Source organism: Nocardia pseudobrasiliensis NBRC 108224 (genome assembly GCF_001613105.1).
Lineage (GTDB): Bacteria > Actinomycetota > Actinomycetes > Mycobacteriales > Mycobacteriaceae > Nocardia > Nocardia pseudobrasiliensis.
The window spans coordinates 56,194-71,597 of sequence record NZ_BDBS01000022.1 but is presented as its reverse complement, the minus strand read 5'-3'; the positions used below and the strand labels follow the sequence as shown (position 1 = coordinate 71,597).

The 15,404-nt window shown below is 67.6% G+C and carries 17 protein-coding genes; 9 read left to right on the top strand and 8 right to left on the bottom strand.

Annotated elements, in window-relative coordinates:
- Nucleotides 1-47: 47 nt before the first annotated feature.
- The 4 genes from NP4_RS17880 to NP4_RS17865 all read right to left on the bottom strand — a co-directional run bounded on the left by NP4_RS17880 (nt 48) and on the right by NP4_RS17865 (nt 4,674).
- The gene (locus NP4_RS17880; protein ID WP_067999129.1) at nt 48-1,196 is read right to left on the bottom strand and encodes a glycerate kinase; all 1,149 of its coding nucleotides are present in this window, start codon (nt 1,194-1,196) and stop codon (nt 48-50) included.
- Nucleotides 1,197-1,199: 3 nt separating this feature from the next.
- The gene (gene gcl / locus NP4_RS17875; RefSeq protein ID WP_082875970.1) at nt 1,200-2,891 is read right to left on the bottom strand and encodes a glyoxylate carboligase; all 1,692 of its coding nucleotides are present in this window, start codon (nt 2,889-2,891) and stop codon (nt 1,200-1,202) included.
- Between the two features lie 77 nt (nt 2,892-2,968).
- Complete coding sequence (locus NP4_RS17870) at nt 2,969-3,853, bottom strand: 2-hydroxy-3-oxopropionate reductase (protein WP_067999125.1); 885 nt, start codon at nt 3,851-3,853, stop codon at nt 2,969-2,971.
- Nucleotides 3,850-4,674: a hydroxypyruvate isomerase family protein gene (locus NP4_RS17865; RefSeq protein WP_067999123.1), complete on the bottom strand. Its 825-nt coding sequence runs from the start codon at nt 4,672-4,674 to the stop codon at nt 3,850-3,852. The genes NP4_RS17870 and NP4_RS17865 overlap by 4 nt, the downstream gene beginning before the upstream one ends.
- A 208-nt stretch (nt 4,675-4,882) precedes the next feature.
- On the opposite strand from NP4_RS17865, the gene uraD reads away from it, so the two are divergent.
- Genes uraD through NP4_RS17840 form a run of 5 tightly spaced genes read left to right on the top strand, consistent with a single transcriptional unit; the run spans nt 4,883 to nt 8,799 of the window.
- On the top strand, nt 4,883-5,380 hold the full coding sequence (gene uraD / locus NP4_RS17860; protein WP_169813759.1) for a 2-oxo-4-hydroxy-4-carboxy-5-ureidoimidazoline decarboxylase: 498 nt from the start codon (nt 4,883-4,885) through the stop codon (nt 5,378-5,380).
- Nucleotides 5,377-5,712 (top strand): hydroxyisourate hydrolase, encoded by a 336-nt coding sequence (gene uraH / locus NP4_RS17855; RefSeq protein WP_067999118.1) that lies wholly within the window; start codon nt 5,377-5,379, stop codon nt 5,710-5,712. Before uraD ends, uraH begins: the two co-directional genes overlap by 4 nt.
- Before the next feature lie 6 nt (nt 5,713-5,718).
- Nucleotides 5,719-6,624, top strand: a complete 906-nt coding sequence (pucL, locus tag NP4_RS17850; RefSeq protein ID WP_067999116.1) for a factor-independent urate hydroxylase — start codon at nt 5,719-5,721, stop codon at nt 6,622-6,624.
- Between the two features lie 19 nt (nt 6,625-6,643).
- Nucleotides 6,644-7,978, top strand: a complete 1,335-nt coding sequence (locus tag NP4_RS17845) for a nucleobase:cation symporter-2 family protein (RefSeq protein ID WP_067999113.1) — start codon at nt 6,644-6,646, stop codon at nt 7,976-7,978.
- 56 nt (nt 7,979-8,034) lie between these two features.
- On the top strand, nt 8,035-8,799 hold the full coding sequence (locus NP4_RS17840) for an IclR family transcriptional regulator (protein WP_281277679.1): 765 nt from the start codon (nt 8,035-8,037) through the stop codon (nt 8,797-8,799).
- Between the two features lie 6 nt (nt 8,800-8,805).
- Here the strand turns inward: NP4_RS17840 and NP4_RS17835 are convergent, their stop codons facing one another.
- The 3 genes from NP4_RS17835 to NP4_RS17825 are packed head-to-tail and all read right to left on the bottom strand — an operon-like array spanning nt 8,806 to nt 10,924.
- Nucleotides 8,806-9,453, bottom strand: coding sequence for a Uma2 family endonuclease (locus NP4_RS17835; RefSeq protein ID WP_067999410.1), 648 nt, complete (start codon nt 9,451-9,453; stop codon nt 8,806-8,808).
- A 10-nt stretch (nt 9,454-9,463) separates the two neighbouring features.
- On the bottom strand, nt 9,464-10,513 hold the full coding sequence (locus tag NP4_RS17830) for a LacI family DNA-binding transcriptional regulator (protein ID WP_211335908.1): 1,050 nt from the start codon (nt 10,511-10,513) through the stop codon (nt 9,464-9,466).
- Between the two features lie 6 nt (nt 10,514-10,519).
- Complete coding sequence (locus NP4_RS17825; protein ID WP_067999111.1) at nt 10,520-10,924, bottom strand: PPOX class F420-dependent oxidoreductase; 405 nt, start codon at nt 10,922-10,924, stop codon at nt 10,520-10,522.
- Between the two features lie 92 nt (nt 10,925-11,016).
- Between NP4_RS17825 and NP4_RS17820 the strand changes: the two genes are divergently transcribed.
- From NP4_RS17820 to NP4_RS17805, 4 genes are read left to right on the top strand one after another with little or no spacing between them, the layout of a single operon-like run.
- Nucleotides 11,017-12,030, top strand: coding sequence for a sugar ABC transporter substrate-binding protein (locus NP4_RS17820; RefSeq protein WP_082875989.1), 1,014 nt, complete (start codon nt 11,017-11,019; stop codon nt 12,028-12,030).
- Between the two features lie 4 nt (nt 12,031-12,034).
- Nucleotides 12,035-13,018 carry an ABC transporter permease gene (locus tag NP4_RS17815; RefSeq protein WP_067999107.1) on the top strand — a complete coding sequence of 328 codons (984 nt, stop codon included), beginning with the start codon at nt 12,035-12,037 and terminating at the stop codon, nt 13,016-13,018.
- The gene (locus NP4_RS17810) at nt 13,015-13,800 is read left to right on the top strand and encodes an ATP-binding cassette domain-containing protein (protein WP_067999105.1); all 786 of its coding nucleotides are present in this window, start codon (nt 13,015-13,017) and stop codon (nt 13,798-13,800) included. Before NP4_RS17815 ends, NP4_RS17810 begins: the two co-directional genes overlap by 4 nt.
- Nucleotides 13,787-14,746, top strand: a complete 960-nt coding sequence (locus NP4_RS17805) for a carbohydrate kinase family protein (protein WP_211335909.1) — start codon at nt 13,787-13,789, stop codon at nt 14,744-14,746. The genes NP4_RS17810 and NP4_RS17805 overlap by 14 nt, the downstream gene beginning before the upstream one ends.
- Before the next feature lie 35 nt (nt 14,747-14,781).
- Here NP4_RS17805 and NP4_RS17800 read toward each other — a convergent pair whose 3' ends face one another.
- Entirely contained in the window at nt 14,782-15,327 is a 546-nt protein-coding gene (locus NP4_RS17800) for a hypothetical protein (RefSeq protein WP_067999103.1), read from the bottom strand.
- Nucleotides 15,328-15,404: the final 77 nt, after the last annotated feature.

Here is a 15,404-nt window from a genome sequence, read left to right as displayed (position 1 = left end):
GACGGCGGCGGGTTCCGGCTTCCACCCGCACGGCGGGCAGTCGCGGATCAGGCGGAGGTGGTCTCCGGGGCGGTCAGGTGGGTGCGGGCTATGCGCTCACCGACCTCGCGCAGCAGCGGTGCGGCCTCGGATTGGCAGCGTTGCAGATCGGGCTCGATGTCATTGAGGGCATAGACGGATTCGATTCCGGCCGAACGCAATTGCTCATCGGCCAGCAGGCAGCGGCCCGCCACGGCGATGGTCGCCACCCCGGCCTTCGCCGCCCGGGCCGCGACCCCGACCGGGGCCTTGCCGTGCAGGGACTGGGCATCCAGTGACCCCTCCCCGGTGATCACCAGATCCGCACCCGCCACCGCCCGGTCGAAGCCGACCAGATCCAGTAGCACATCGATACCGCCGGATCGCCGCGCGCCCAATACCGCCAGCGCCGCGAACCCGATTCCGCCCGCGGCCCCCGCGCCCGGCAGATCGACGGCGTAGTAGCCGGTCCGCCGGGCGACCAGCGCCGCCCAGTGCGCGAGACCCTCCTCCAGCAGGGCCACCTGCTGGAGGTCGGCCCCCTTCTGCGGGCCGAAAACCGCCGCGGCCCCGTGTGTTCCGAGTAGCGGGTTGTCCACATCGCTGGCCAGTACCAGCTCCACCTCGTGGATCCGGGGATCGAGCTTGTGCAGATCCAGATAGGCGATCTCGGTGAGCCCGCCCCCGCCCGGCCGCGCGGGCCGCCCGGCCGTATCGAGCAGCTCCGCGCCCAATCCGGCCAGCATGCCCGCGCCGCCATCGGTGCTCGCACTGCCGCCGACTCCGAGAACCACTGTCCGGCAACCGGTGTCGAGGGCCGCGCGCAGCAACTCCCCGACACCGAGGCTGGTTGCCGTCAGTGGTGCGGGCCGCCCGCCGGGTAGTCGGACCAGCCCGCATGCCGCGGCCGCCTCGACGACCGCGACCGTCCCGTCGTGCGCGAAGCTCGCGCGGACGGGTTCCCCGGTGGGCCCGGCGACCTCGACCGGAACCCGGTCGAAGCCCGCGGAGACGGCCGCATCCACCGTCCCCTCCCCACCGTCGGCCACCGGCACCCAGCGAATCACGGCCTCCGGCCGGACCCGCCGGATCCCGTCGGCGACCGCGTCGGCGACCGCGCCGGCGGACAGCGAGCCCTTGAACTTGTCGGGGGCCAACACGATTCGCGGTGCGCTCATGACCTACGCCGATTCGAATTCGCGGACGGCGTCGATGGCCGGGCCGTGGGCGGTATTGGCCTCGCGCTCGACCATGATCTCCACCAGGACCGGACGGGAGGTAGCCTCGGCCTGTTTACGGGCCCAGCTCAGCGCGTCGGCGATATCGCCGGGCTCGTACACCCGGCGGCCGGAGCAGCCGTAGGCCTCCATGATCTTGACATTGTCGGTACCGAACTCGTCGTAGTGGATGTCGACCTGATAGTTCATCTCGTACGGCAGCGACGCCTGGCGGATCAGGCCCAGATATTCGTTGTTGACCATGACGATCACGAACGGCACGTCGTACTGGGCGGCCACCGCCAGCTCCTCGACCAGGAACTGGAAGCCGTAGTCGCCCACCACCGCGACCACTTCGGCGTCCGGCTTCGCCGCCTTCACGCCGATCGCCGCCGGAATCTCCCAGCCCAGCGGTCCGGCCTGACCGCACACCTGATAGTGCCGCGGCAGATAGGACTTCTGGAACTGACCCGACCAGATCTGGTAGAGCCCGATCGCGGTGACGAAATAGGTGTCCTCGCCGAAGGTTTCGTTGAGCTCCTTGAACACCCGCGGCGGTTTGATCGGCGTGACATCGAAATCGTCACGGCGCGTGAGCGTTCCGCGCAATTCGGTCAGCCGTGCGACCCACTGCTTGTAATCGCGCTTCTGTTTGCGACCGCGCGCCTCGGCCAGCAGCGCGGTCAGGAACGGTCGAACATCGCTCACCACACCGAGATCCGGGCCGAACACCTTGCCCAGCTGCGTGGGTTCGATATCGACGTGGATGAATTTGCGATCGCCGCGGTACACGTCCAGCTTGCCGGTGTGCCGGTCGCCGAAGCGCGCGCCCAGCGCCAGCACCAGATCCGATTCCAGGAAGGCGGCATTGGCCCAGCGCTGGCTGGTCTGCACGCCGGTGATGCCCGCGAACAGCTCGTGATCCTCGTGGAAGGAGCCCTTACCCATCAGCGTCACCTGCACCGGAACGCCCAAAAGCTCGGCCAGTTCCCGCAATTGGTCGTGCGCCTCACCGATCACCACGCCACCGCCGGCCAGGATCAGCGGGCGTTCGGCGGCCAGCAGCATATCCAGCGCGCGGGCGACCCGCGGCGGATGCGGCAGCACCCGCGGCACCGGCAGCGGCGCGTCGATGGCGGCGTCCCACTCGATCTCCTGCTTCTGCACATCGATCGGCAGATCGATGAGCACCGGTCCGGGCCGGCCCGAGCGGGCGATCCGGAACGCCTCGCGGAAGATCCAAGGCGCCTGCGCGGCCTCCTTCACCTGCACGGCCCATTTGGTGACCGGTTCGGCGATGGCGACGATATCGACGGCCTGGAACGCCTCCTGGTGCAGTTTGGTCGACTCGGCCTGACCCGTGATGCACAGGATCGGAATGGAATCCGCGAGTGCGGTGTAGAGGCCGGTGATCATATTGGTGCCCGCCGGACCCGAGGTTCCGATGGCCACGCCGACATTGCCGGTGGTACGCGCCCACCCGTCGGCCATATGCGTGGCGCCCTCCTCATGGCGCACGATCAGATGCCGCATCTCGGTCTTACGCATGGCGTCGTAGAGCGGCAGGATGGCCGCGCCGGGGCAGCCGAAACTCACGTCGACGCCCTCCGACAGCAGCACATCCATCACGGCCTGCATGACCGGGACTTTCGCCATTATTCCAATTCCCTTCTGATACAACTTCTTCGGCGCGTTTGGCACCCGGCCGCCACGGGTGCGCGCGCTCGCGCGGACTACTTCTCGCCGCGCCCGTTGAGGTTCTCGATCACCTTCAGCAGCGCCGAGTGATCCAATGCGCCGTAACCCTGGGCCCGACCGGCCGCGATGAGCGAGGTCACCAGCGCCGCGGTCGGCAGCGCGATATCGGCCTGCCGGGACGCGTCGGCGATGATGCCCATATCCTTGTGGTGCAGGTCGATTCGGAAGCCGGGCGCGAATTCGCGGGCCACCATCGACTTGCGCTTGAGTTCGAGGATGCGGCTGCCCGCGAGGCCACCGGCCAATACGTCCAGCCCCTTGCCCGCGTCGACGCCCAGCGCCTCCATGAGCACGATCGCCTCGGCGACCAGGGCGTAGGTGCCGCCGACCACGAGCTGGTTGGCCGCCTTGACCACCTGCCCGGCGCCGTGCGGGCCGACGTGGATGTAGGTCTTGCCGACCGCCTCGAAAATCGGTGTGGCCGCGGCGAAGTCGAATTCGGTGCCGCCGACCATGATGGACAGCACGCCCTGCTCGGCGCCGGCCTGACCGCCCGATACGGGTGCGTCCAGCACCCGGAATCCGGCCTTACCGCCCGCCTCCGCGATGGCGACCGAGCTCTCGGGACGAATCGTGGAGAAGTCGATCAGCAGCGCGCCCTCCGGCGCATGCGCGAATACGCCGTCCTCGCCGAGGACGACCTCCTCGACCTGGGGATGGTTGGGCAGCATGGTGATGACGATCTCGGCATCCTTGACCGCCTCGGCGATACTGCCCGCCGAACGGCCGCCGTCGGCCTCGAGCCGCTGGTAGGCGTCGCTGTTGAGGGTGTAGCCGAGCACCTCGTGTCCGGCCTGCACCAGATGACTCGCCATGGGCGAGCCCATGATTCCGAGTCCGATGAATCCGATCCTGGTCATGGGGTAACTCCTTCTCGCGTGGGCAGCCAGGCGAAGCTGTCGGCGCTGGCGCCCGAGGGGACGTATTCGGCGGCCACGTAGCCGCGGTAACCGGCCGCGCCGATCTTGTCGACGTAGCCGAAGATGTCCAGCTCGCCGGTGCCGGGCTCATGCCTGCCCGGGGCATCGGCGATCTGAACGTGCGCGATGCGATCGTGGTGGCGTTCGATGACGCGGTCGAGATCGTCGCAGTTGACCGTGAGGTGGTACAGGTCCGCGAGCAGGCCCAGATTCGCCGCCCCCTGCGCGGCCCGCACCCGATCGATGACGGTGATCACCTCGTCGGCGGTCTTCAGCGGATAGGCCGCCATCCCGCTGACCGGTTCCAGCAGTACGGTGCCGTCGATCTCGGCGATCGCGCGGGCGGCCAGGCCCAGATTGCGCACCGCGACCTGGTCCTGCTCCTCCGGTGACACGCCCTCGATCCGGTTGCCGTACAGGGCATTGAAGGCCCGGCAGCCCAGCCGCGCGCCGATGCGCACGGCCCAGCCCACACTGTCGGCGAACTCCTGTTCGCGACCCGGCCACGACACCAGGCCGCGGTCGCCGCCGGGCATATTGCCCGCGAACAGGTTCAGGCCGATCAGCCGCACCCCGGCCCGTCCGATCGCCGCCACGAAGGCGTCGACCTCGGCCGGATCCGGGGTCGCGGTGGCGAACGGCCACCAGAACTCCACCGCCTCGAAGCCGGCCGCGCGAGCCGCGGCGGGGCGTTCCAGCAGGGGGAGCTCGGTGAACAGGATGGACAGGTTCACCGCGTAGGGGAGGGGTTCTCGTGTCATGCGGCCTCTTCTTTCGGCGCCGTCAAATTCCGCAATACGGAATACTTCTTCCGCTATTCGACGGTAGCGGTAGCAAAGTGTGGCGGTCAACACTTTTCAAGAAACTCGGCGAACCTTCGCGAATCCGTTGACAGCGCGTCGTGGGCGCTCTTAGATTCGATCAAGCGGAATTTGATTTCCGCATCGTAGAAGTCTCGGAGGTGTGACGGTGACGGAGCCGCTCACGATCGCCCGGATCAATCAGCTGTCGGCCCAGACCTGGCGGGCGCGGTTGAAAGACGTCGTGGGCGTGACGGAATGGATCGAGAAGGTGGCCGCGGCCCGGCCCTACGCCGACGGCCGGGCCCTGATCGAGCTGGCCGAACGGGAGACGCTCGCGCTGAGCGAGGCGCAGATCCGCGCCGCGCTGGCCGATCATCCCCGCATCGGCGATTCGACCGCGCCCGGCTCCCAGGCCGCGCGCGAGCAGTCCGGCGTGGACGCCGCCGACAGCGATCTGGCCCAGCGGCTGCTCGCGGGCAACCTCGCCTACGAGGCGAAGTTCGATCACATCTATCTGGTGTGCGCGGCCGGTCGCGGCGGAGCCGAACTGCTCGCCGATCTGACCACCCGGCTGGACAACGAGCCCGCCGCCGAAATCCTCGTCACCCGAAAAGAACTCGCCGCGATCGCCCGAAAGCGGCTGGAACGAATGGTTATTCCATGACGCGTAGCGCGATCACCACCCATGTGCTCGACACCGCCGCCGGACATCCGGCGCGCGGGGTCCCGGTTCGCCTCGAGGCCCGCGACGAGGGCGGTTGGCGCGAACTGGGTTCCGGGCATACCGACGACGACGGCCGTGTCGGCTCGCTCGGCCCGGACCGGGTCGAGGCCGGTGACTATCGCCTGATCTTCGACGCCGCCGCCTATTACGGCGATCGCGACCGATTCTTTCCCGAGGTGACCGTGACCTTCACCGTCACCGATCCGCGGCAACACCACCACGTGCCGCTGCTGCTGTCCCCGTTCGCCATGTCCACCTATCGAGGGAGCTGAACTTCCATGGCCATCCAGCTCGGGCCGAACCAGTACGGCAAGGCCGAAAATCGTCTCGTACGGGTATTCCGCGATACCGCGCGGCATTCCATTCGCGATCTCAATGTCTCCAGTTCGCTGCGCGGCCGCTTCGCCGACGCGCATATCAGCGGCGATCAGCGCGACATCCTGCCGACCGACACCCAGAAGAACACGGTCTTCGCCTTCGCCAAGGAGAAGGGTGTCGAGGCGATCGAGGATTTCGGTCTCACCCTGGCCGACCATTTCATCGCCCGCTGCCCGGGCGCGGACGGTGCGCGCGTCGAGATCGATGAGTACGCCTGGGATCGAATCCCGGTCGACGGTCTGGGACACGACCATTCGTTCGTGCAGAGCGGCGGCGGCACCCGCACCACGGTGATCAATATCGACGGCGTCGGCCCGGATCGCCGCGCGCATGTGGTGTCGGGCATCAAGGATCTGGTGCTGCTGAAGTCGACCGGCTCGGAATTCCACGGTTTCTTCAAGGATCGCTACACCACCCTCGAGGAGACCAAGGACCGGATCATGGCCACCTCGCTGGTGGCCCGGTGGCGCTACGACCACGAGGACGTCGACTGGGACAAGTCCTTCGACTCGATCCGCTCGATCCTGTTGCGGCAGTTCGCCGCCGTGCACTCCTACGCGCTGCAGCAGACGCTCTACAGCATGGGCCGGGCGGTGCTCGAACAGCATCGGGAGGTCGCCGAGATCCGCTTCTCCGCGCCCAACAAGCACCATTTCCTCTACGACCTGGACCGCTTCGGCATCGAGAACCCGGGCGAGGTGTTCATCGCGGCGGACCGGCCCTACGGACTGATCGAGGCGACCGTCGAGCGCGACGACGCCACCGACGCGGGTGCGGCCTGGCACGGGATTCCCGCCTTTTGCTGATCTAGAGAAAGGCGTGGCAATGGAGCCCCGTCCCATCGGCGCGAGCCGGCATCCGATCGACGTCGTATCACCGCCCTGGCAGTTGCTCGCGGGCGGATTGCAGCACATCGCGGCCATGGTGGCGGGAGTCGTCGCGCCACCGTTGATCATCGGGGCCGCGGTCGGTCTCGGCGGGGCCGATCAGGCCCTGCTCATTACGGCCAGTCTGTTCAGCGCCGGTCTCGCGACGCTGCTGCAGGCGTTGGGATGGTGGCGATTCGGGGCGCGGCTGCCGCTGATCAACGGGGCCTCCTTCGCGGCGGTCGCGCCGATCCTTGCCATTGTGAAGGGATCCGCGCCCGCGGCCGCGCTGCCCACGGTGTACGGGGCCACGCTGGTCGCGGGGGTGGCGGGAACCCTTGCCGCGCCGTACTTCTCGCGACTGCGCCGATTCTTCCCGCCTGTGGTCGGCGGGACGGTGATCACACTGATCGGGCTGTCGCTGCTGCCGGTCACCCTGGAGTGGGTACGCGGCAGCGCCGAGAGTTCGGCTCGGGTGCCCGAGCGGAATCTGCTCGTCGCCGGGACGACGCTGCTGGTCGTGCTGGGCTGCCATCGCTTCCTGCGTGGTTTCGGTCGTCAGCTCGCGCTGCTGATCGGATTGATCGCCGGATCGCTGCTGGCCTGGCCGCTGGGTCTGGTCGACGCCTCGGCGCTGCGCGATTCGGCGCTCGTGGGATTCGCGACGCCGCTGCATTTCGGCGCGCCCGAATTCCATATCGGGGCCATCGTGTCGCTGTGCATCGTCATGCTGGTGGTGATGACCGAGAGCACCGCCACCATGATGGCGCTCGGGGAGATCGTCGCCCGCCCGGCCACCGAGCGCACGATCGCCGACGGGCTGCGCGCGGCCGGGGCCGGGACGGCGCTCAGTGCGGTGGTGGGCGGATTCCCGTGCGGCGCATTCGCTCAGAACGTCGGACTGGTCGCGCTGACCCGGATGTACAGCCGGTATGTGGTGGCGGTCAGCGGTGCGCTGCTGGTGCTGCTCGGGCTGTTCCCGGTGGCCAGCGCGGTGATCGAACTGGTGCCGAAACCGGCGCTGGGCGGGGCCGGGCTGGTGTTGTTCGGCACGGTCGCGGCCTCGGGTATTCGCACCTTGGGCAAGGCCGATCTCGGCGATCCGATCAATACGGTCATCGTCGGGGTGGCGCTGTTCGTCGGTATGACTCCGACGGTGGCGCCGGGGTTCTACGCCGGTATGCCGGATCTGGTCGTGACGATCATGGGTTCGGGCATCAGCGCGGGATGTGTCACGGCGATCGTGCTGAATCAGGCCTTCCACCTGCGCGCGCGACGGGCGGTGGCGATGTGACCGACGGCGGTGCTGCGATGATGGTGGGCATACCGACCCATGAAGGAAGGATCGCCGTGACCGAATCGCGTGCCCGAGCGGGCGGGGTGCAGTCCGTCGATCGCGCCTTCGAACTGCTGGAGCTGGTGGCCGACGCGGGCGGCGAGGCCACCCTGTCGCAGCTGGCCGAATCCTCCGGCCTGCCTCAGCCCACCATTCACCGCCTACTCCGCACCCTCATCGCCGGGGGCTACATCCGCCAGCAGCCCTCGCGTCGGTATGCCTTGGGCCCCAGACTGATTCGCCTGGGCGAAACCGCCAGCCGCGTCCTCGGGGCCTCGGCCCGCCCGCATCTGACCCGCCTGCGCGACCTCACCGGCGAAACCTCCAATATGGCCGTTCTCGACGGCGACCAGGTCGTCTACGTGGCCCAGGTCCCCTCCCCGCACGCCATGCGCATGTTCACCGAGGTGGGCCAGCGAGTGGATTTACATTGCACCGCGGTAGGTAAGGCGGTTCTGGCGACCGTGCCACCCGACGAAACCGACCGCATCCTCACTCGAATCTCCATGAGCCCCCGCACCACCCACACCATCACCGACCCGGCTGTCATGCGCACCGAAATCGACCGCATCCGCATCCAGGGCTACGCCGTCGACGACGGTGAACAGGAAATCGGCGTCCGCTGTTTCGCGGTAGCGGTCCCGAACGCCCCCACCCGCGCGGCGATTTCGATCAGCGGGCCGCAGGCCAGGGTATCGGGCCTGGACATGGACAAGATCATCCCGCTGCTCCAGGCGACCGCGGCCAGCATCGGGAAGGATCTGGTCGCGGCCGGTTGATGTGGATCAGAATTCGAGTTCAGACCAGGGAATCTCAATAGAGAATGGATGGTCGAATACGATGCCATCGGAGTCGACCGGGGACCACTCACCGACAACGACATAGTTGGCGGGATAAAGCGGCGCCGCCCCCTCTGGCAGTTGACCGTTCGTCTCGAGGCCGTATGCGCGGACGATGCTGATCGGGTGCTCATCTCCGAGCAAAATCTCCCAGTACCACGGAATGCCCGCATGCGCATACCGAGCCTTCTTGGCCTCGACATCGCGGGGAGTGTTGGAGGGAGACAGCACCTCACCGGCGAGGCTGACATCGGACGCGCGGACATCTTGATAGCGCTTGTCAAGGCATCGGCAGACGAGGAAATCAGGGGTTACGAAGTCAGATTTTCCTGTGGATCCGAAGAAGACGTTCGTTTCGGTGGTTGCTTTCCAGCAGTGCTCCGGATGGCTCGACATGTCGTCTCTTGCGCATCGCCGCAGGGCGTTGCGCATTTCGACTGTGCAGTCCTGATGCTCCATCGGTCCGCGCCGTACCCATACGACGCGTCCGTCCCACAATTCGATCTCACCCGCGATCTCTTCGGGTAGCTGTTCCAGCTCCTCCCAGGTCATATGCTCGGGAAGTTCCGGTCGCTCGGTGCGTGGAGTCGACATAGTCGTCATGTTATCCGCTGGTCAGCCCGTTGTCGGGGGCAATCTCCCCGGAACCGCGCGGCAGCAAGCGGGTCGATATGACGACGTGGCGGGGTGGGGCGACATCTCCGTCCAAGCGGGTGAACAGTACGTCGGCTGCGGTGCGGCCGATCGTTGTGGGGTCCTGGGCGATGACCGTGAGCGCTGGGTGAAGGAGTTCTGCCAGAGGTAGGTCGTCGAAGCCGACGAGTGCGATGTGATTGTGCAAGTCGTGGGTCTGCAGGGCGGCGAGGACGCCCAGGGTGACGAGGTTCTGAGCACTGAAGATCGCAGTGGGTCGATTCGGTCCGGTGATCAAGGCCGTGGTGGCGGCCGCGGCGGCCGCGGGGGAGTGCAGGTCGGCGCAGACCAGGGCGGGGTTCAGGGTGACACCGGCGCGGGCCAGGCCCTCGACATATCCCGCGTACCGTTCGGCGGCGGTCCAGATGGTGTGCAGGTCGCCGAGATAGGCGATGCGGCGATGTCCCTGGGCGGCAAGGTGTTCCACCGCTCGGCAAGCACCCTCGCGATTGTCGACGGTGACGCTGTCGATATCCAGGGCGGGGCGGCGATCCACGAAAACTATTGGGGTGCCGCGGCTTTGCTCGTGCAGCAGCATGGCGTGGTCGGTGCCGACGGGCATGACTATCAGGCCGTCGACGCGCCGGGACAGGAGTGCGTCGAGGACCTCGCGCTGGCGGTCGGGATCCTCGTCGCTGCTCACGGCGAAGACCAGCGTGCCGCGACCGTGGGCGATGTCCTCGACGGCCCGATGTAGCGCGGAGGCATAGGGATTGGCGACATCCATCAGCACCAAGCCGATGGCCGCGGTCTTCTGGCCGTGGCCGCGCAGGGTGCTGGCGGCGAGGTTGTGGCGGTAGTCGAGCATGGCCGCGGCGTCGCTGACCCGCGCGGCCAGTTCCGCCGAGACCCCCGCCTCGCCGCGCACCACGCGGGACACGGTCTTGATGCTCACCCCCGCGAGGGCGGCCACCTCGCGCATGGTGGCCCGCCGCGGTGCGCGCTGACCGGGCGCGGACAACGCTGACTACCGGAGTCGTTCCACCGTGCCGGGTTTCGGGCCGACGGTGAGAATCTTGTCGGGCACGATCCGCACCACGACGCGGACCTTGTCGGCGGTCTCGGTGCGGAACGGCGAACCGGTGTACTCCTGGGCGAGGGAGTCGATCAGTTCGCGCCCGCCCGCCTCGGTCAGCTCGGCGGCGCCGCGCACCTCGACGTAGTCGCCTTCGGCCTCGACGAGGATGCTGACATGCGGATTCGTCACCAGATTGGTGTATTTACGTCGGTCCTTCAGCGTGGAGAAGTAGACCGCCTCGTCGTCGGCGCGTACCCACACCAGGCTGGATTGGGGTGTGCCGTCCGGCTCCACCGTGGCGACGACGCCGTAATGCGGTGCGGCGAAGAGTTTTCGGACCTTGTCAGGCAGCATGCCGCCATCCTATGGCAAGCCCTGGACGTGAGGTGGATCACGTTCTAAGGTTCTGACAACGTTGTCTTACGCAGTTTCGCAGGAGCACAATGATGTCCTCTCGTGCCGTCCGCCTCGCCGCCGCCCTCGCCGTCGCCGCGGTCGCCCTCACCGCCGCCTCGTGCGGAAAGGGTTCCGACGACAAGATCACCGTGGGTCTGATCACCAAGACCGACACCAACCCCTTCTTCGTCAAGATGAAGGAGGGCGCGCAGAAACAGGCCGATGCCGCCGGGGTGAAACTGCTCACGGCCGCAGGAAAATTCGACGGCGACAACGCCAGTCAGGTGACCGCCGTGGAGAATATGGTCGCCGCGGGCGCCAAGGGCATTCTGATCACCGCCAGCGACACCAAGGCGATCGTGCCCGCCATCGAGAAGGCGCGCGCCAAGGGCGTGCAGGTGATCGCGCTGGACACCCCCACCGATCCGCAGAGCGCGGTCGACGCGCTGTTCGCCACCAACAACTTCACCGCCGGACAGCTGATCGGCAAGTACGCCAGGGCGGTTCAGGGTGACAAGCCCGCGAAGATCGCCATGATCGATCTGAATCCGGGCGTGACCGTAGGCGTATTGCGGCACAACGGCTTTCTCTCCGGCTTCGGCGCGGCCCAGGCCACCCAGGACATGACCCAGGACGTCTCGGCCCCGAATGTGGTGTGCGCCCAGCCCGCCCAGGGCGATCGGGCCAAGGCCCAGACCGCGATGGAGACCTGCCTGCAGAAGGATCCGGATATCAATATCGTGTACACCATCAACGAACCGTCGGCCCTGGGCGCGTACACGGCGCTGAAGACCGCGGGCAAGGAGAACAACGTCCTGATCGTCTCGGTCGACGGCGGCTGCACCGGCGTCCAGGCCGTCCGGGACGGCAAGATCGCGGCCACCTCGCAGCAGTATCCGCTGAAGATGGCCTCGGAAGGCGTTGCGGCCGTGGTGGATTACGCCAAGAACGGCAAGAAGACCACCGGTTACACCGATACCGGCGTCACCCTCGTCACCGCGAAACCGCAGGCGGGCGTGGATTCCAAGGATGTGCAGTACGGCCTGGACAACTGCTGGGGCTGAGTCGATGACCACCACCTCCGCGCCGTCGCGAACGGCCGCGCTCACCCGTCTGCTCGCCCTGCCCAATTTCGGCCCGATCGCGGCGATCGTCATCGCGGTCGTCTTCTTCGCCGCCCAGTCCGATCGCTTCCTCACCGGCGGCAACTTCTCGCTGATCGTGCAGCAGGTGATGGTGGTCGGCACACTCGCGATCGGGCAGACGCTGATCATCCTGACCGCCGGAATCGACCTGTCCAACGGCGCGGTGATGGCGCTGGGCAATATCGCGATCACCAAACTGGCCGTCGATTCCGGTCTGCCGGCGCCGGCGGCGATCGCGCTCGGTCTGGCGCTCACGGCCGGATTCGGTGCGGCCAACGGCGCTCTGGTGAGTCTGCTACGACTGCCGCCGTTCATCGTGACCCTCGGTACCTATGGCATCGCGTTCGCGCTGACGCACATCTACTCGAAGGAACAGACGATTTCGGGCCTGCCCGGCGCACTCACCTTCTTCGGCAAGACATTTCCACTCGGCGATACCGATATCACCTACGGGTCGGTGGCGATGCTGGCGCTGTTCGCCGTCGCCTGGTACGTGCTGCGCCAGACCGCCGCCGGTCGGCACGTGTACGCCGTGGGCAACAATCCCGAGGCGGCGCGGCTGACCGGAATCGACACGCGCAGAGTACTTCTCGGCGTCTATACCGCGGCCGGACTGATCTACGGGTTGGCGGCGCTGCTACTGGTCGCACGGACCGGGGTCGGCGATCCCAATGCCGGGCAGACCGATAATCTCGATTCCATCACCGCGGTGGTGCTGGGCGGCACCAGCCTGTTCGGCGGGCGCGGCAGTGTGATCGGCACGCTGCTGGGCGCGCTGATCGTCGGCATCATCCGAAACGGCTTGCAGCTCATGGGCGTTGCCTCGATCTATCAGACGCTCATCACCGGTGTGCTGGTGATCGCGGCCGTGGCGGTCGATCAGTTCAACCGCGGGAGGCAGAAATGACCGAGCCGGTGCTGCGCGCCACCGGGCTGGTGAAGCGCTACGGACATGTCACCGCACTCGACGGCGCCGATTTCGAGCTGAATCCCCATGAGATCCTCGCGGTGATCGGTGACAACGGCGCGGGGAAATCCACTCTGATCAAGGCTCTTTCGGGTGCGATCGCGCCGGATGAGGGGGAGATCTACCTCGACGGCCAGCGGGTTCGGTTCCGCCGACCCATCGATGCGCGGCGCGCGGGCATCGAGACCGTGTACCAGGATCTGGCCGTCGCGCCCGCGCTGGATGTCGCCGACAATCTGTTCCTGGGCCGTGAGTTGCGCCGGCGGGGTGTGCTCGGCTCGGTGTTCCGGATGGTCGACAAGGATCGGATGATCAAGGAATCCCAGCGGCATATGGCGAATCTGAAGATCGGCATCCGCTCGATGAGACAGCCCGTGGAGACGCTCTCGGGCGGACAGCGCCAGGGCGTGGCGGTGGCGCGCAGCGCGGCGTTCGCCCGGCATGTTGTGATCATGGACGAACCGACGGCGGCACTGGGTGTGAAGGAGACGGGTATGGTGCTGGATCTCATTCGCGAGGTCCGCGAACGCGGGCTGGCGGTGATCGTGATCAGCCACAATATGCCGAATGTATTCGAGATCGCCGATCGCGTGCACATCCAGCGGCTGGGCCGCCGGGTCGCGGTGATCGAACCGCACGAATTCTCCATGTCCGATGCCGTCGCGATCATGACCGGCGCGATGGCGGGCGCCGAAGTGGACGATCACCGTGTCCAGGACTGAACCGATCGTCGCGGTCGCGGGCGAGGCGCTGGTGGATCTGGTGCCCGCCGAGGCCCCCGACCGGTTCCAGGCCGTGCCCGGCGGGAGTCCGGCCAATGTCGCGGTCGGCCTGGCCCGGCTCGATACGCCGGTGCGCATGCTGGCCCGCATCGGGGCCGATCCGTTCGGGCGGCGGGTCCGGGAACATCTGCGCGACAACGGAGTCGGCCTCGACCGGGCGGTGGCCGCGCCCGAATCGACCTCGCTGGCCATTGTCGACGTGGGCCCGGACGGCCTGGCCCACTACGACTTCCGCATCGACGGCACCGCCGACTGGCAGTGGACCGACGCCGAACTGCGCGACGCCCTGGACGGCTCGGTCGCCGCCCTGCACACCGGATCCCTGGCCCTGACCCTCCCGCCCGGGGCCGACGCCCTGCTGCGCCTGGCCGAACGAGCCCGCCCGCACGCGCTGCTCTCCTACGACCCGAACTTCCGCCCGCAGTTGACGATTCGCAACCGCGCCCACGACTGCGTGGAAACCATGCTCGGCCTGGCCGATGTGATCAAGGTCAGTTCCGAGGACCTGGCCTGGCTGTTCCCGCGCCGCGCGCCACAGGAGGTCCTGACCGACTGGATCGCGCGCGGCCCGGCGATCGTGGTGGTCACGCTGGGCTCGGCCGGCGTACTGGCCGCCACGGCAACCGACCCCGACCCGATTCGCCTACCCGCCGAACAGATCCGCGTGGTCGACACCGTGGGCGCGGGCGACGCGTACACGGCCGGACTGCTGGCCGGGCTGTATCGCCGCGACCTCCTCTCACTAGCCCACCGCGAGACCCTCCGCGCCCTGCCGAAATCCACCTTCGGCGAATTACTCACGGAAGCAGGCCATATCGCGGCCATCACCTGCACCCGCCGCGGAGCCAACCCACCCACGACCGCGGAACTGACCCGCCAGCCCTGAGTCCGGCCCTCCCGGAGTATGGGCGCGTCGGGCAATCAGTTCCGGCTGCCGGGCCCGCCGCCCCTACGGCCACCGCCCACGCCATTGCCCTCGCTGATCTCCGTCGCGGTCGCGGTGTTGCTCGACTCGGTGGCCCTGATGCTCACGGTGTCACCGACTTTCGCGTCGGTCGTACCGGTGGTCGAATTGGTGATGGCGTAGGTCCGACTGAAGTTGTCGGTGCTCTCGGCGGTGATGGAATCGGCGGAAACCGCTGTCAACGTGCCGGTTTGGGTGAGTTCGGTCAGGTAGCCGCCGCTGCCGTCGGCGACGACGAAACTGCCGTGCAGCGCTGCGTTCATACCGCCGAACCCGCCGCCGCGGCCCATTGCGCCGCCCGGCCCGTTCATGCTCATACGCGACCCGCGCTCGTTGCCGGAATGTCCGGAGGCGGCATAGATGACACCCCCGCCCAGGGCCGCGAGCACGGCCGCGACTCCGACCGCCGCGAGTATTTTGCGGCCCGACCAGTTCGACGGCGCGGGTTGCGGTGCGCCCCAGGTCTGTTCGGCCTCGGGCGGTTGCTGAACGGGGGTGGCCATGCGGATACTCCTTCGCGATCACGGACCGGCTGCCGGTCGTTCGCTCTACCGTCGACCACGAACGTGGGCCCCGGCTG

Bases quoted from the DNA above. Each gene is read 5' to 3' on its own strand.
- NP4_RS17880 (WP_067999129.1), bottom strand. From the start codon at position 1,196: ATGAGCGCACCGCGAATCGTGTTGGCCCCCGACAAGTTCAAGGGCTCG.
- gcl (WP_082875970.1), bottom strand. From the start codon at position 2,891: ATGGCGAAAGTCCCGGTCATGCAGGCCGTGATGGATGTGCTGCTGTCG.
- NP4_RS17870 (WP_067999125.1), bottom strand. From the start codon at position 3,853: ATGACCAGGATCGGATTCATCGGACTCGGAATCATGGGCTCGCCCATG.
- NP4_RS17865 (WP_067999123.1), bottom strand. From the start codon at position 4,674: ATGACACGAGAACCCCTCCCCTACGCGGTGAACCTGTCCATCCTGTTC.
- uraH (WP_067999118.1), top strand. From the start codon at position 5,377: ATGACGCGTAGCGCGATCACCACCCATGTGCTCGACACCGCCGCCGGA.
- pucL (WP_067999116.1), top strand. From the start codon at position 5,719: ATGGCCATCCAGCTCGGGCCGAACCAGTACGGCAAGGCCGAAAATCGT.
- NP4_RS17845 (WP_067999113.1), top strand. From the start codon at position 6,644: ATGGAGCCCCGTCCCATCGGCGCGAGCCGGCATCCGATCGACGTCGTA.
- NP4_RS17835 (WP_067999410.1), bottom strand. From the start codon at position 9,453: ATGTCGACTCCACGCACCGAGCGACCGGAACTTCCCGAGCATATGACC.
- NP4_RS17825 (WP_067999111.1), bottom strand. From the start codon at position 10,924: ATGCTGCCTGACAAGGTCCGAAAACTCTTCGCCGCACCGCATTACGGC.
- NP4_RS17820 (WP_082875989.1), top strand. From the start codon at position 11,017: ATGTCCTCTCGTGCCGTCCGCCTCGCCGCCGCCCTCGCCGTCGCCGCG.
- NP4_RS17815 (WP_067999107.1), top strand. From the start codon at position 12,035: ATGACCACCACCTCCGCGCCGTCGCGAACGGCCGCGCTCACCCGTCTG.
- NP4_RS17810 (WP_067999105.1), top strand. From the start codon at position 13,015: ATGACCGAGCCGGTGCTGCGCGCCACCGGGCTGGTGAAGCGCTACGGA.
- NP4_RS17800 (WP_067999103.1), bottom strand. From the start codon at position 15,327: ATGGCCACCCCCGTTCAGCAACCGCCCGAGGCCGAACAGACCTGGGGC.